Annotated in this window: 11 protein-coding genes and 1 tRNA gene; 9 read left to right on the top strand and 3 right to left on the bottom strand. The window is 31.2% G+C overall.

Annotation, left to right across the window (positions count from 1 at the left end; genetic code table 11):
- Positions 1-35: 35 nt before the first annotated feature.
- Positions 36-1,178 carry an acyl-CoA dehydrogenase gene (locus tag D1817_14015; protein AXT20946.1) on the bottom strand — a complete coding sequence of 381 codons (1,143 nt, stop codon included), beginning with the start codon at positions 1,176-1,178 and terminating at the stop codon, positions 36-38.
- A 92-nt stretch (positions 1,179-1,270) separates the two neighbouring features.
- On the opposite strand from D1817_14015, the gene D1817_14010 reads away from it, so the two are divergent.
- The 8 genes from D1817_14010 to D1817_13975 all read left to right on the top strand — a co-directional run bounded on the left by D1817_14010 (position 1,271) and on the right by D1817_13975 (position 8,157).
- Positions 1,271-2,332 (top strand): anhydro-N-acetylmuramic acid kinase, encoded by a 1,062-nt coding sequence (locus D1817_14010; protein AXT20945.1) that lies wholly within the window; start codon positions 1,271-1,273, stop codon positions 2,330-2,332.
- Between the two features lie 118 nt (positions 2,333-2,450).
- Entirely contained in the window at positions 2,451-3,845 is a 1,395-nt protein-coding gene (locus tag D1817_14005) for a sodium:proton antiporter (protein AXT20944.1), read from the top strand.
- A gap of 65 nt (positions 3,846-3,910) precedes the next feature.
- Positions 3,911-4,603 (top strand): MotA/TolQ/ExbB proton channel family protein, encoded by a 693-nt coding sequence (locus tag D1817_14000; protein ID AXT21299.1) that lies wholly within the window; start codon positions 3,911-3,913, stop codon positions 4,601-4,603.
- Between the two features lie 3 nt (positions 4,604-4,606).
- Entirely contained in the window at positions 4,607-5,002 is a 396-nt protein-coding gene (locus tag D1817_13995) for a biopolymer transporter ExbD (GenBank protein AXT20943.1), read from the top strand.
- 25 nt (positions 5,003-5,027) lie between these two features.
- A complete protein-coding gene (locus tag D1817_13990; GenBank protein ID AXT20942.1) occupies positions 5,028-5,906 on the top strand; it encodes an energy transducer TonB in 879 nt (292 codons plus the stop codon).
- Entirely contained in the window at positions 5,907-7,124 is a 1,218-nt protein-coding gene (locus D1817_13985) for a bifunctional folylpolyglutamate synthase/dihydrofolate synthase (GenBank protein ID AXT20941.1), read from the top strand. It begins immediately after the preceding gene.
- A 63-nt stretch (positions 7,125-7,187) separates the two neighbouring features.
- Positions 7,188-7,265 (top strand) — tRNA-Val (locus tag D1817_13980).
- A gap of 106 nt (positions 7,266-7,371) precedes the next feature.
- The gene (locus tag D1817_13975; GenBank protein ID AXT20940.1) at positions 7,372-8,157 is read left to right on the top strand and encodes a hypothetical protein; all 786 of its coding nucleotides are present in this window, start codon (positions 7,372-7,374) and stop codon (positions 8,155-8,157) included.
- Here the strand turns inward: D1817_13975 and D1817_13970 are convergent, their stop codons facing one another.
- Together D1817_13970 and gldJ are read right to left on the bottom strand one after the other, a co-directional pair.
- Complete coding sequence (locus D1817_13970; GenBank protein ID AXT20939.1) at positions 8,158-9,441, bottom strand: UDP-N-acetylmuramoyl-tripeptide--D-alanyl-D-alanine ligase; 1,284 nt, start codon at positions 9,439-9,441, stop codon at positions 8,158-8,160.
- 67 nt (positions 9,442-9,508) lie between these two features.
- On the bottom strand, positions 9,509-11,191 hold the full coding sequence (gene gldJ, locus D1817_13965; GenBank protein ID AXT21298.1) for a gliding motility lipoprotein GldJ: 1,683 nt from the start codon (positions 11,189-11,191) through the stop codon (positions 9,509-9,511).
- Positions 11,192-11,448: 257 nt separating this feature from the next.
- On the opposite strand from gldJ, the gene D1817_13960 reads away from it, so the two are divergent.
- Positions 11,449-15,312: a T9SS C-terminal target domain-containing protein gene (locus D1817_13960; protein ID AXT20938.1), complete on the top strand. Its 3,864-nt coding sequence runs from the start codon at positions 11,449-11,451 to the stop codon at positions 15,310-15,312.
- The last annotated feature ends 37 nt before the right edge of the window (positions 15,313-15,349 follow it).

The raw sequence follows: 15,349 nt of genomic DNA, 5'->3' as shown, positions 1-15,349 counted from the left end.
ATATATCAGCTTTTTTTGTAATTAAAAATTATTTTTTAATCTCTTATAACTCCTCTAGAAATTACAATTTTCTGAATTTCTGAAGTACCTTCATAAATTTGGGTGATTTTTGCATCACGCATTAATCGTTCTACATGATATTCTTTAACGAAACCATTACCGCCATGAATCTGTACAGCTTCAACTGTTTGTTCCATTGCTACTTTTGATGCATAAAGTTTAGCCATAGCACTAGACATATCATAATTATTCCCTTGATCTTTATCCCAAGCAGCTTTCATAACTAACATACGAGCAGCTTCTATTTCTGTAGCCATATCAGCTAATTTAAAAGCTATTGCTTGATGATTGCATATTTCAGTACCAAAAGCTTTACGCTCTTTAGAGTATTTTAAAGCCAATTCATAAGCTCCAGATGCAATTCCTAATGCTTGAGAAGCAATTCCTATACGACCTCCAGATAAAGTTTTCATAGCAAACTTAAATCCAAATCCATCTTCACCAATTCTATTTTCTTTAGGAACTTTTACATCATTAAATTGTAAGGTATGTGTGTCGCTACCTCTAATTCCTAACTTATCTTCTTTTGGACCTATAGCAAAACCTTCCATCCCTTTTTCAACAATAAAAGCATTAATACCTCTATGTCCTTTTTCACGATCGGTTTGAGCAATTACTAAATAAACATCAGAACGCCCACCATTAGTAATCCAATTCTTAGTTCCGTTAATTAAATAATGATCACCTTTATCAATAGCTGTAGTACTTTGCGACGTTGCATCACTACCAGCTTCAGGTTCACTTAAACAAAAAGCTCCAATAGATTCTCCAGTTGCTAATTTGGTAAGATATTTTTGTTTTTGTTCCTCAGTACCATAAGCTTCTAAACCATAACAAACTAATGAATTATTTACAGATACCATAACAGAAGCAGAAGCATCTACTTTAGATAATTCTTCCATAATTAATACGTAAGATATAGCATCCATACCACTTCCACCATATTTTGGATCTACCATAATTCCTAAAAACCCTAGTTCTCCCATTTTTCGAACTAGTTCTTGAGGAAACTCTTGCTTATTATCACGCTCAATTACTCCAGGTAATAATTCAGTATTAGCAAAATCACGAGCTGCATCGCGAATTAAAATGTGTTCTTCTGTTAGTTTAAAATCCATTATATTGTTTTAATTCAAAATTCATAAAAATGTGGACAAAGATACTTTTTTGTTCACATATTTTATGTAATGTTTTGTTATTTTTACTTAATATGATGAAATCTAAATTTAAAGTAATTGGAGTAATGTCTGGAACTTCTTTAGATGGCATAGATTTATGTTATGCAGACTTCACTTATAATAATGTTTGGAGTTTTAAAATTATTACTGCCAAAACTGTAGATTATCCAAAAGAATGGGCAAACAATTTGAAGGCTTCAATATTGCTAGATAAGGCTTTTCTTATAAAATTAGATGAGAATTATACGAGTTACTTAAATAGTGTAATATTAGAATTTATTAAGCAAAATGAAATCAAAAACCTTGATGCAGTTTGCTCTCATGGTCATACAGTATTGCATCAACCAGATAAAGGAATAACTTATCAAATAGGGAATATGCCTCATATTTCTAATCATATAAAATGCCCAATTGTTTGCGATTTTCGTATTGATGATGTAAAGCTTGGAGGGCAAGGAGCTCCTTTAGTGCCCATAGGAGATCAACTTTTATTTAACGAATTTGATATTTGTTTAAATTTAGGAGGTTTTGCCAATATGTCTTTACAACTAGAAGGAAAACGTATTGCTTATGATATATGCCCAGTAAATATTACTTTGAATTATTATGTAGAACAACTTGGATATGTTTATGATAATAAGGGAATTATTGCTAAATCTGGAAAAATACATCAAGAGCTTTTAAATAAGTTAAATGCCCTAGAGTTTTATAGTTTGACCCACCCAAAATCTTTAGGGTTAGAATGGGTGAAACAGAATGTGTTTCCTTTAGTTGATATTTATCAGCTCCCCGTAGAGAATATTTTACGTACTTTAATAGAACATTCTGCAACACAAATTGGAAAAGAAATAAATAAAATGAACCAATCAAAAATATTAATTACTGGCGGTGGAGTATATAATACTTTTTTAATAGAACGTATTTCTAATTATACAGATAACGAAATAGTTATCCCATCTAAAACTATTGTAAATTATAAGGAAGCATTAGTTTTTGGATTCTTAGGAGTCTTAAAATTAAGAAATGAAATGAACTGCCTTAGTAGTGTTACAGGAGCAGAAAGAGATCATAGTTCAGGAATAGTTATTAAGTAAAATTTTTGTTAAATTAAGATTAAGCATTTTTAGTTTTTTATATTTGTTACCTTTCAAAATTTAGATAAATAAGATGTGATTTTTTGAAAAACCCTCATATAAATAAAACATATATAGAATGGAAGCAGCAATAATTATAGTATTTGTAGTAGGCTATTTAGCAATTACGCTAGAACACAGTATCAAAATAGATAAACTTATCCCTGCTTTGGTAATGATGGCCATTTCTTGGGCGTTAATTTCTTTAGGTATTGACGATTTTTCACAATGGTTTGATTCTGCTAATCACGGATTAGTTGATGGTTTTACAGAATTAGGTCATGAAAGCAAATTACATTTATTAGAAGAAACATTACTCCATCATTTAGGAAAAACTGCAGAGATATTAGTATTTCTTTTGGGAGCAATGACTATTGTTGAGATCATAGATTATTTTGATGGTTTCTCAACCATAAAAAGTTTTATTAAAACAAAGAAAAAATCTAAAATCCTTTGGATATTTTCAATCTTAGCATTTATACTTTCTGCAATTATAGATAACCTAACAGCGACAATAGTATTAATTTCAATTTTACAAAAAATTGTTAATGATAGAAATAGCAGGATCTGGTTTGCAGGATTAATTATTATAGCAGCAAACGCTGGTGGGGCTTGGTCTCCAATTGGAGATGTTACAACGACAATGCTTTGGATTGGAGATAAGGTAAGTACAGGAAAACTAATAGGTTACTTATTTATACCATCTATGATATGTATGATTGTGCCTACATTTATAGCTTCATTTTTACCTGCTTTTAAAGGACATATTGATACAGAGGAAATTAAGATAGAAAAACCTAAGAGTAAATTTAGCAGTACAATGCTTTACTTAGGATTAGGGGCTATAGTATCTGTACCTGTATTTAAAGTAATCACGCATTTACCTCCTTATGTTGGAATGATGTTAGCTTTAGGTGTTGTTGCTATTTTTGCAGAAATTTATAGTAACTCTAAGTTTAGTTTAACAGAGTTAGATGGAGGAGAAAGTAGTGCACATGCTAACCATAGTCCAGTACATCACTCATTATCAAAAATAGAATTACCAAGTATACTCTTCTTTTTAGGGATTTTAATGGCAGTAGCAGCTTTAGAATCTTTAGGGTTATTATTTGGTTTTGCATCTACATTGCAAGAAAGTACTCCAATGTTAGGAACAGAAATGGCTGGAACCAATGTTTCCGATTTAGTAGTTCTTTTATTAGGAGTTGGTTCAGCAATTATTGATAACGTTCCATTGGTAGCAGCTAGTTTAGGGATGTTTTCTGAAAGTTTAGATAATCAATTATGGCATTTTATTGCATATTCTGCTGGTACAGGTGGAAGTATGTTAATTATAGGTTCTGCAGCCGGAGTTGTTGCCATGGGGATGGAAAAAATAGATTTTTTCTGGTATTTAAAGAAGATTTCATGGCTAGCACTTTTAGGGTTTTTAGCAGGAGCAGTAGCCTTTTTAGCAACAAGAACAATGTTTTAAATACTTTATTTAAAAATCACTCGTTATTATTCAATATCTAACAAAAACAAAATATGCCAATTACGATGATTTCAAAAACTGTTCAAGATGGAGCAGAATTATTAACAGATGGTGAATCAGTAGAAAAAACACTTTCTATTATAGAACTTGTTAAAAGTGGAGGAATTGCTGGACAAGTGATTATTTTATTATTATTCGTTTTATTAATCATAGCATCTTATATTTATTTTGAACGTTTATTTGCTATAAAAGCGGCGTCAAAAGTGGATACTAATTTTATGAATCAGATTAAAGATCATGTCACTAATGGTAAAACAGATTCAGCACAAGTATTATGCGCACAAGTAAACTCTCCAGTATCACGATTAATAGGGAAAGGAATTTCTAGAATTGGAAAACCTTTAGAGGATATTAATACAGCTATTGAGAATGCAGGAAAATTAGAAGTTTATGGTCTAGAGAAAAACGTAAGTGTACTAGCAACAATTTCTGGAGTTGCTCCAATGATTGGATTTTTAGGAACAGTTATTGGTATGATTTTATCCATATTTGCGATTTCGAACTCTGGAGGTTCAATAGATATTAAAACGTTAGCAGATGGACTTTACACAGCTATGACAACTACTGTTGGTGGATTAATAGTGGGTATTATAGGGTATATTGCCTATAATCATTTGGTAGGAAGAACGAATAAAGTGATTCATCAAATGGAAGCGAATTCGGTTGAGTTTTTAGATCTTCTTAACGAACCTATTTAAAATATGGATATAAGAGGAAGAAATAAAGTTACACCAGAGTTTAATATGTCGTCGATGACAGACATTGTTTTTTTATTGCTTATCTTTTTTATGATAGCATCAACACTGGTTTCTGCAGAAGCGATCGATTTACTATTACCTAAATCATCTAGTAAAACAACGCAAACTAAGAATGTATCGGTAAGTGTAAATAAAAGAGTTCAATACTTTGTTAATTTAAAACAAGTACCAAAGAATAATTTAGAATCAGAAATTCTAGATCAAGTTGGAGGGTCTAACTCTCCAACCATAACGATAAGATCTGATCAAGATGTCGAAATGAAACATGTAGTATATATTATGGATATTGCCAATAGAAATAAAATAAAATCAACATTAGCCGTAAAATCTGTAAAATAATATTAATTTATTTTCCATTTAGTTAATGAAATACTTAGAAACAAAACACGAACGAAACTCAGCAAAAGTAACAACGCTTATTGTGTTGATATTGCTGTTGCTTTTATTTGTAATAGGACCTCCATATTTAGATCCGCCACCAGAATATGGTGTTGCAGTAAATTTTGGTAATTCTGAAGTTGGGAGTGGTAAAATTCAACCTAAAGAACCTGTAAAATCTACTCCTAAACAAATTAATAAACCACCTCAAGAAACTAAAGTTGAAAAAACACAACCAGAAGCTTCAAAACCTACTAAAGAAGTGAAAGAAGATGTGTTAACACAAGAAGATGAAGAAGCAATTGCTATAAAAAAACAGCTCGAAGCAGAAGAGAAAGCTAAAAGAGAAGCAGAAGCTAAAGCTAGAGCAGAAGCTGCAAAAGCCAAAGCCGAAGCAGATAGAATTGCTAAAGAGAAAAAAGAAAAAGAAGATAAAAAAAAGAAACTTGATGCTTTAATTGGTGGTATTGGTAAATCTGATGGAAAAGAATCAGGAAGTGAAGGAAATGATAACAAAGTAGGGGATAAAGGTCAATTAAATGGAAACCCTTATGCACCAAGTTATTTTGGTGAGCCAGGCTCTGGAAATGGTGGTACAGGTTATGGATTAAGAGGTAGAGGACGTCCTACCAAATCTAAAGTAGTTCCAGAATGTGATGAAGAAGGTAGTGTAGTTGTAGAAATTCATGTAAATAGAAATGGAAAAGTAATCAATGCATTCCCCGGAAAAAGAGGAACTACAGGCGCATTATGTTTATATGATGCTGCTAAAAAAACAGCTTTAACTTACAAATGGCCAGCAGATTCTAAAGCGCCAGCAAAACAAGTTGGTTTTGTAGTAATTAATTTTAGTATTAGCCAATAAATGAATTATTTAGATACTGTAAATTGGATGTTTAACCAATTACCTATGTATCAAAAAAAGGGCAAAACTGCCTATAAAGAAGATTTAAGTAATACTCTATTGCTTACAAATCATCTAAAACATCCAGAAACAAAATTTAAATCTATACATGTAGCAGGTACAAATGGAAAAGGATCAACTAGTCATATGCTGGCATCCATATTTCAAGAAGCTGGTTATACTGTAGGATTATATACATCTCCTCATTTAAAGGATTTTAGAGAGCGTATTAAAATTAATGGAAAACAGATAAGTAAGCAATTTGTAATCCAATTTATAGAACAGAATAAAGCTTTTTTTGAAAATAATTCTCTTTCATTTTTTGAAATGACAGTAGGTATGGCATTTGATTATTTCGTTAAGAAAAAAGTAGATATTGCCATTGTTGAAGTGGGATTAGGAGGGCGATTAGATTCTACAAATGTATTAAGCCCTGAAGTATCTGTGATTACTAACATAGGGTTAGATCATATGCAGTTTTTAGGAACTACTTTAAAAGAGATTGCTCTAGAAAAAGGCGGAATTATAAAACCCAGCACCTCTGTAGTTATTGGTGAAACTCAAACGGAAACAGAACCTATTTTTAGAAATATAGCAATTAAAAATAAGGCATCAATTTATTTTGCAGATCAATTAATTGAGAAAGAGTATCCATCAGATTTACAAGGGGTTTATCAGAAGCATAATATAAAAACTGCTATACAAACTGTATATGAAGCTCGAAAACGAGGTTTTAAAATATCAAACTCAAACATTAAGGATGGATTATTAAGTGTTATAAAAAACACAAAATTGAATGGGCGTTGGCAAGTTTTACAAGAAGAACCTAAAATTATTTGTGATACGGCACATAATAAAGAAGGTTTAAATTATACAATGAAACAATTAAATGAAGAGATCTTTAATAAACTTCATTTAGTTATAGGAGTTGTAAATGATAAAAGTTTGAATACTATTATTGATTTGTTTCCTGAAAATGCTATATATTATTTTTGTAAGCCAGCTATTCCGCGAGGATTAGATGCTAATGTTTTAAAACATCAATTCGAAAACAAAAATAGAGTTGGTGAAGCTTATAATTCTGTTAATGAGGCATTAAATTCGGCTAAGAATGCTGCTGACAAAACAGATGTTATTTATATAGGAGGAAGCACATTTGTAGTTGCTGAAATTATTTGAGATTTTGCATAAAATTTATTTGGTAGATTAAAAAACTGACTTATATTTGCAGTCCAATTTAGAGGGCGCGTAGCTCAGTTGGTTCAGAGCACTTGGTTTACACCCAAGGGGTCAGGGGTTCGAATCCCTTCGCGCCCACAACAACTTAAATCCGTATCGAAAGATGCGGATTTTTTTGTTTATAAAATCATAAAGACTTATTTAAGAAGAGTGCTTTATTATATATTTGTGTTGTAATACATAAATTATGAAAAGAATAGCACTTATTTTACTGACGTCGTTTTTAATATATGGATGTAGTAATCAAAATAAAAAGGGAGAATTACAAACCTTAAATGTAATTGAAGATTATGCCAATGAAAACTTCTTTAAACCAATTATTTTTAAATCAAAAGATGGATTGGATATAACTGCAGATGCTTATTTTAAAGACGATCAACCTATAACAGTTTTGTTATGTCATCAAGCAGGCTTTAGTCGAGGTGAATATAAAGACTCGGCACTTAAGTTGAATGAGTTAGGGTTTTCTGCATTAGCCATAGATCAACGTTCAGGTAATTCTGCAAATTCTATAATAAATGAAACGGCGAAACTAGCTAAACAAAAAGGTATCCCTACTGGTTTTCTCGATGCAAGACAAGATATTGAAGCTGCCATAGATTATATATATAAACACAACGGAAATCGTAAAATAATTTTAGTAGGAAGTTCCTATTCAGCATCTTTATCATTGCTAATTGGAAATAAAAATGATAAAGTGAAGGCTGTTGCTGTTTTTAGCCCAGGAGAATACTTTAAAGGTATACAAATTAATGAAGAGATAGCAGGTTTTTCTAAACCGTTGTATGTGACGGCATCTAATCAAGAAACAAAAGGAGTAGAAATATTGGTTAGTAAAATTAAAAACAAATCACTTACACATTATAAGCCTAGCGAAAAAGGAATTCATGGATCTAGAGCACTTTGGGAAACAACTGATGGTGTAGAAGGTTATTGGAAATCGTTTTCTAATTTTTTATTGAAAAACAAATAATTAAATTAATTCTAATACCCTTTCTAAAGCCATTCCGCGGGAGCCCTTTATTAAAATTGTCGAATTTTTAAATATCTCATTGTCTAAGTAAAGCTTTAAAGCTTCAAAATTTTGAAATTTTTGAATATTTTCTGAAACGGGTAATGTTTTATAAAAATTTTCTCCAACTAAAAGAATTATATCAATGTTTAATTTAGAAGTATGATTTACTAGAGCTTGATGTTCAATTTCTGCTTCATGACCTAATTCAAACATATCACCTAAAATTGCAATTTTTTGATCACTTTTTAAATTAGAAAAATTATCTATTGCAGCGGTCATGCTTGTAGGGTTAGCATTGTAAGCATCCATTATAATTTTATTTGAAGCTTTTTCAATAATCTGAGAACGATTGTTGTCAGGAGTGTATGCTTCAATAGCCTTTTTAATGTTATTTATAGGAACATTAAAATATTTTCCAATAATTATTGAGGCACATATATTTGTGAAATTGTAATCGCCTATAAGATTTGAATCAATAGACATGTTTTCAAGTTGTACACGAACAAACGGATTAGTTTCTTTTAATATAACATTATAATAATTAGAATCTGCTTGACTGAATCCAAATTTATTTATGTAACTATTTAATTTAGCACTTTGAATAGCATCATCGGCATTAAAGAATACATATTCATTATTAGAAATTAAATAATTATAAAGTTCACTTTTCCCTTTTACTATACCTTCTATACTTCCAAAACCTTCTAGGTGTGCTTTTCCAAAATTAGTAATATACCCATAATTAGGCTTCGCTATACTACATAAAAATGCAATTTCTTCTAAATGATTAGCCCCCATCTCTACAATACCCACTTCAGTAGTTTTATCCATAGAGAGAAGTGTTAGTGGTACTCCTATATGATTGTTTAAGTTGCCGATTGTTGCTACAGTTCTGTAACGTTGTTTTAAAACTTTATGAATAAGCTCTTTTGTTGTAGTTTTTCCGTTGCTTCCTGTAAGCGCAATAATTTTAAGGCCTAAATAATCTCGATGATAACTTGCCAACTGCTGTAGAGTTTTTAAAACGTCAGGGACTAATATATAGTTTGAATTTTTAACATATAGTTCTTCATCTATAATAGCATATTTAGCTCCTTTCTCTAATGCTTGGGCAGCAAATTGATTTCCATTAAAATTATCACCTTTTAGAGCGAAGAATAAATCGTTAGAAACTACTTTTCGAGTATCTGTTGATATAGATTGAGATTCTAAAAAGCGAAGATGAAGTTCTTTTATATTCATGAAATAAATGTAATAAAAAAGTCCTAACTTATAGTTAGGACTTTTTATTTAAACTTTAAAAAAAGTATTAATTTTTCTTTTTAAATTTTGATTTTGATTTTGATCCAACTCTCGATACTGCACATCTAAATCCAATATAATCGGTAGCTTTATCTTGCGGGAAATATCTTCTCTGTGCAGGATCTAACCAATATTCTCTATCTTTCCATGATCCTCCTTTATATACTCGAGCTTCATCGTTAATAAGTGATGTTCTATTATTAGATTTGTCAAACTCTCTAATGATTGCTCCTGTAGAATCTCTTTCTATGCGATGATTAGGAGCGTTGTACATTTTACTTGTATTAGATTTTTTAGCATCACCTTCTTCATCCTCGTCGTTAAAGCTTTGAAAATCACGAGAAGATCTTTTATCACCATCTCTAAAATTAATGTTATTACTTCTGTCAAAATTAGTTCTTAAATAAGTTTCGTTTTCATCTACTCCTACTTGAGCAATTTCTCCAGGAAGGTTACGTGCAATTAATTTACCATTACTAAGTGTATCATATACAATATCTGCAGTAGTTACAATTTTTACTGTACCATCATCATTAATAGCATTTTTAGTGTAAACATTACCACGATAATAATTAAAGTCATTAAATTCATCATCTACTATAGGTCTGTAAACATCGGCGACCCATTCCGCAACATTACCAGCCATATCATATAAACCATAATCATTAGCATCATACGATTTTACTTGGGCAGTAATATCTGCACCATCATCTGACCATCCAGCTATTCCTCCGTAATCTCCTTTTCCTTGCTTGAAATTAGCTAATTGATCGCCACGAACTCTTCGTTTTCCAGATCTAGTATATTTTCCATCCCAAGGATATTTTTTACGACCTCTTCTTACATTGTAATCTCTTAATTCATTTAACCCTAAAGCGGCATATTCCCACTCAGCTTCAGAAGGTAACCTATATCTTAAAGGAATAAGACCAGACTCTCTTTTTGCATATCTATTTATTGTATCTCCACTAGCAGTAGTTTGTATTCTTCGTCTAGATTTTTCTGGATTTATAATACTATCATTACCACCAAACGATTTAGTAGGGGCATTTACATAAGTATCTGTACTAAAACTAGCATCTGCAGTGTTATTATCAAAACCACGTTCTAAATAACCTTCATTTTGTAGCTTTAATTCTGCTACACGATCGGTTCTCCAATTAGCATATTCTACAGCTTGAATCCAACTTACACCAACTACTGGATATTCTGCATAACCAGGATGACGTAAATAATTGTTTACCGCAACCTCACTATAACCTAATCGGTTTCTCCATACTAATGTATCAGGTAAAATACCTTCATAAATAGCTTTAAATCTAGGGTCTGTTGGTGGATAAACTCTTTTAGTCCAATCCAAAAACTCCTTATACATTTTATTGGTAACCTCTGTTTCATCCATATAAAAGGATTGAACATGTTGTTGATTAGGAGCATTATTCCACTCGTGCATAACATCATCTTGTACTTTACCCATGGTAAAAGTACCTCCTTCAACAAATACAGTTCCTACAGGAGTCTCTTGCTCTTTAAAGTTTGAATTAAATTGAAATCCTCCTTTTTTGTCATTAATCTTCCACCCAGTACCTCTAGATGTGGAGCTAGAACTGCTAGATTTACTACAGCTATAGAAAAATGAAGAGAGTATTGCTATAACAAACATTGTTCTCATTGATGCAAAATTTTTCATATCCATGTTTTTAACGTAAGTAGATTATTTTTGGTGCTGCAATATATATAATTAAACTTATATCGCAAGCTTTTTTTAAGAAAAAACACTAAAAAAAGTGCATTTCATCCTATTTTTGATACATGACAACGGATTTTTGAGTCATTTATCGTTAAATTTTGTCTATGTAAAACGTTCGTAAAAATGATTTATTATACTAAATTTGCTAAAAATAAATTGACAATAATATCTCTTAAAAAAGAGCGTTTTATTTAAGTATGAAAAAGATTACTTTCTGTTTATTATTCCTTTTTGTATATGTTGCTTTTTCTCAGCAAAAGAGTTTTGAAATAAAATGGGATAAAACAATAACACTTTCTACAGAAACATCAACAATAAACGTCCCCTCTTTTGATGAAGAACATTTTTCTTATACACATAATGAAGGTTTATTATTCATAGCACAATGGAAACATAATGGATTGATAGATAAAAACTCTGTTTTACTTTCAAATGTGTCATATAGCCCAATAAGTCTTAATGAATTAAAAGATGTCAATTTAAATACGATTCCAAATAGTATTGAAGTTCATTTAAAAACATCAAATGCTAGAAATGATAGTTTTGCATTTTTAGAAGTAACCCCAATTATAAACGATAACGGGAATTATAAAAAAGTAAATAATTTTACAGTAAACTATTCAACATTAAATCGAAATAGCTTGAATGTTAGTAGTGTAAATGCTGCAAATAACAGTAATGCCATAATAAATTCAGTTTTAAATCAAGGAGATTGGTATCGCTTTTATGTTGATACTACAGGAGTTTTTAGATTAACGAGACGTTTTTTAAATGATTTAGGGGTTAACACAAATAATGTAAATCCAAGAACAATTAAAATTTATGGTCAAGGTGGAGAAATACTACCTCTAAGGAATTCTGTATTTTATCCCTTAGATTTGGTAGAAAATGCTATCCAAGTCGTAGGTGAAGATGATGGTAGTTTTGATAATGAAGACTTTATATTATTTTATGCTGAAGGACCTCGAGGGTTTAATCAAGAAAATAATACTAATATTAATGTGTTTACAGACAGAGCACATTATTTTATAAATATCTCTCCTAACAATGGTAAACGCATACAACCACTTATAGAACCTGGAGGAGCGGCAACAACAGTTATAAATACATTTGATGAATATCAGTTTCATGAAATAGATGAGTTTAATCTTGTTAACCTAGGAAGAAGGTGGTTTGGAAATCGATTTGATTTTGAAAATGATCAAACATTTAATTTCAGTTTTCCAAATATTATAACGAGTGAACCAATACGATTAAGAGTATTTACAGCTGCAACTGGGGCAGTGCCAACTACTATGGAGCTCAATGTTAATGGTAATAATATAGATAACTTTACATTTAATGCTATAGATGATATTAATCTTGCAAGAGAAGATGCTTTTATAGGAGACGTTACGGTAAATTCCTCAGATATTTCAATAAACTTGAACTATAATAATAATGGAAACCCAACATCAGTAGGATATCTAGATTATATTTCTATTGAAGCTAGAAGACAATTAACTTACGTAGATTCTCAATTTGGTTTTACTAATAATGATATTGTTACACAATCAGGAATTGGGCAATATGAAATATCTAACGCGACAAACATTTCTGAAGTTTGGGATGTAACAGATGAGCATAATATCACAAGTTTTGTGAATAGTGAGAGCAATGCAACAATACAATTTAAAGCACAATTAGGAGAACAACGCCATTATATTGCAGTAGATCCTTCAGATTATTTTGAGCCTCAACGAGAGAATCAATCCAGAGTTGATAATCAAAATTTAAAAGGAACAGTATTTTTAAATGGCCAAGGGGAATTTGAAGATATAGATTATGTTATTATCACGCGTCAAGATATGTTATCTCAAGCAGAACGACTAGCACAGATTAATAGAGAGCGTAATAATTTAAATGTAAAAGTATATTTATTACAAGATATTTATAATGAATTTAGTTCTGGTAATCAAGATGCCGCCGGGATACGTAATTTTATTAGATATATTTATAATAATGCAAGTTCTCCAGAGAATAGATTAAAATATGTATGCCTTTTTGGAGAAGGAAGTTTTGATTATAAAAATAGAATACCGGGGAATACTAATGTAGTTCCGTCTTGGCATACTCTTAATAGTTTTTCTTTAACAGGATCATTTATTTCAGATGATTTTTTTGGAATGATGGATGAGGATGAAGGAACAATGGCTAATTCTGATTTATTAGATATAGCCATGGGTAGAATTATTGCAGAAACACCACAGCAAGCCGAAAAACTTGTAGATAAAGTTGAAATATATTATCAAGAAGAATCTTTTGGTAACTGGAGAAACAATTATGTTACTATCTCCGACGACGTAGATGAACCTTTTGAAACAGTATTACAAGGAACTACAGATGCTATTGCAGATCAAATATCGGCAAGTATCCCATCTGTAAATGTTGTGAAAATTCATTCAGATGCATTTCAACAACAATCGGGTGCGGCTGGTGCGAGATATCCGGATGTAAATCAAGCCATTTTTGATGCAATGGAAGTAGGCGCTTTAGTGGTAAACTATTTTGGACATGGAGGCGAAGATGGAATTGCAGATGAGCGTATTTTTGATAGAATTGATGCTGAGGAGGTTAATAATGTATGCAGGCTCACTTGCTTTTTGACTGTAACCTGTGAGTATACAAGATTTGATAATCCTTTACGGGAAACTGCTGGTGAAATATTATTTAGAAATGAAGAAGCTGGAGCAATAACTTTGGTAACAACTACTAGGCAAATATTTGTAACTGTAGGTGTATCCTTAAATGTAGTACTTAGAGATTATTTGTTTCCAGCAAATTTTGATGATAATACTACTGTAGCAGAAGCATTAAGATTAACAAAAACAGACCCGAGAGTATCGCGAATAACTCAGCGTCGACTTGTATTTTTTATAGGAGATCCAGCACTAAAATTAGCTAAACCAAAACCAAACATAAGAATAACTACAATAAATGATACTCCTATCGCAAATAATACACAATTGTTACAAGCATTAAGCTCAGCTAAATTTGAGGGAGAAGTAGTTGATGCTTCTGGTAATATACTTAATAATTATAATGGTATATTAACGGCAACGATTTATGATAAAGATGTACAAAGAGCAACGCTAGGAAATGATGGAGTTGTTGTAAATGGACAACCAGCTATTTTAAATTTCACCACATTAGGAGAAGTCATTTTTAGAGGGCAAGTAAGTGTAACAAATGGAGCATTTGATTTTAATTTTATTGTACCACGCGATATAGGTATTGCTGAAGGAACAGGTAAAGTAAGCTTATATGCTAAAAATACAAATTCTACAGAAGATCAGGCTGGTGCAAATTTTGAAGTACGTATAGGCGGGCTAAATGAGAATGCCCCTGAAGATACCGAAGGCCCAACAATTAATGTTTTTTTTAATGATGAAAATTTTGTTTCTGGAGGCATTACAAATGAAGCACCAACATTAATAGCAAAATTGTTTGATGATAGTGGAATTAATACAGCAAGCGGTATAGGTCATGATATTTTAGCCATTTTAGATTCTGACGAAACAAACCCTTTTAAATTAAATGATTTTTATCAAACCGATATAGATGATTTCCAAAGAGGAACAGTAACGTTTCCTTTAAGAGATTTAGAACCAGGATTGCATACACTAACTGTTATTGCCTGGGATGTTTATAATAATTCTTCAAGATCGGAAATACAATTTGTTGTTCATAATGAGAATGAAGAATTAGTTATTGAAAATGTACTTAATTACCCTAATCCCTTTGTGAATTACACAGAATTTTGGTTTAATCACAATAGTTCTGAGGTTTTAGACGTTTCAGTACAGATATTCACTGTCTCTGGTAAATTGGTAAGAACAATAAATGGACAAACTAATGGAGATGGTAAATCAACAAGTTCATTATCTAGAGATATTGTTTGGGATGGTAGAGATGATTTTGGAGATAAAATAGGAAAAGGAGTATATGTATATAAATTAACTGTCCGCTCTAACCAATTGAATAAGCAAGTAGAAAAAATAGAAAAACTTGTTATACTCTAATATTAAATTATATTTGCTAATAATGTTAATTTACCCC

It is taken from the genome of Flavobacteriaceae bacterium (assembly GCA_003443635.1).
Classification (GTDB): domain Bacteria; phylum Bacteroidota; class Bacteroidia; order Flavobacteriales; family Flavobacteriaceae; genus AU392.
This window is presented reverse-complemented; position numbering and strand designations above follow the sequence as displayed.

What these genes read in the sequence shown, in the direction of transcription:
- D1817_13970 (AXT20939.1), bottom strand. Translation starts at nt 9,441, where the DNA reads ATGAATATAAAAGAACTTCATCTTCGCTTTTTAGAATCTCAATCTATA.
- D1817_13975 (AXT20940.1), top strand. Translation starts at nt 7,372, where the DNA reads ATGAAAAGAATAGCACTTATTTTACTGACGTCGTTTTTAATATATGGA.
- D1817_14000 (AXT21299.1), top strand. Translation starts at nt 3,911, where the DNA reads ATGATTTCAAAAACTGTTCAAGATGGAGCAGAATTATTAACAGATGGT.
- D1817_14010 (AXT20945.1), top strand. Translation starts at nt 1,271, where the DNA reads ATGATGAAATCTAAATTTAAAGTAATTGGAGTAATGTCTGGAACTTCT.
- D1817_13995 (AXT20943.1), top strand. Translation starts at nt 4,607, where the DNA reads ATGGATATAAGAGGAAGAAATAAAGTTACACCAGAGTTTAATATGTCG.
- D1817_14005 (AXT20944.1), top strand. Translation starts at nt 2,451, where the DNA reads ATGGAAGCAGCAATAATTATAGTATTTGTAGTAGGCTATTTAGCAATT.
- gldJ (AXT21298.1), bottom strand. Translation starts at nt 11,191, where the DNA reads ATGAAAAATTTTGCATCAATGAGAACAATGTTTGTTATAGCAATACTC.
- D1817_13985 (AXT20941.1), top strand. Translation starts at nt 5,907, where the DNA reads ATGAATTATTTAGATACTGTAAATTGGATGTTTAACCAATTACCTATG.
- D1817_13960 (AXT20938.1), top strand. Translation starts at nt 11,449, where the DNA reads ATGAAAAAGATTACTTTCTGTTTATTATTCCTTTTTGTATATGTTGCT.
- D1817_13990 (AXT20942.1), top strand. Translation starts at nt 5,028, where the DNA reads ATGAAATACTTAGAAACAAAACACGAACGAAACTCAGCAAAAGTAACA.
- D1817_14015 (AXT20946.1), bottom strand. Translation starts at nt 1,178, where the DNA reads ATGGATTTTAAACTAACAGAAGAACACATTTTAATTCGCGATGCAGCT.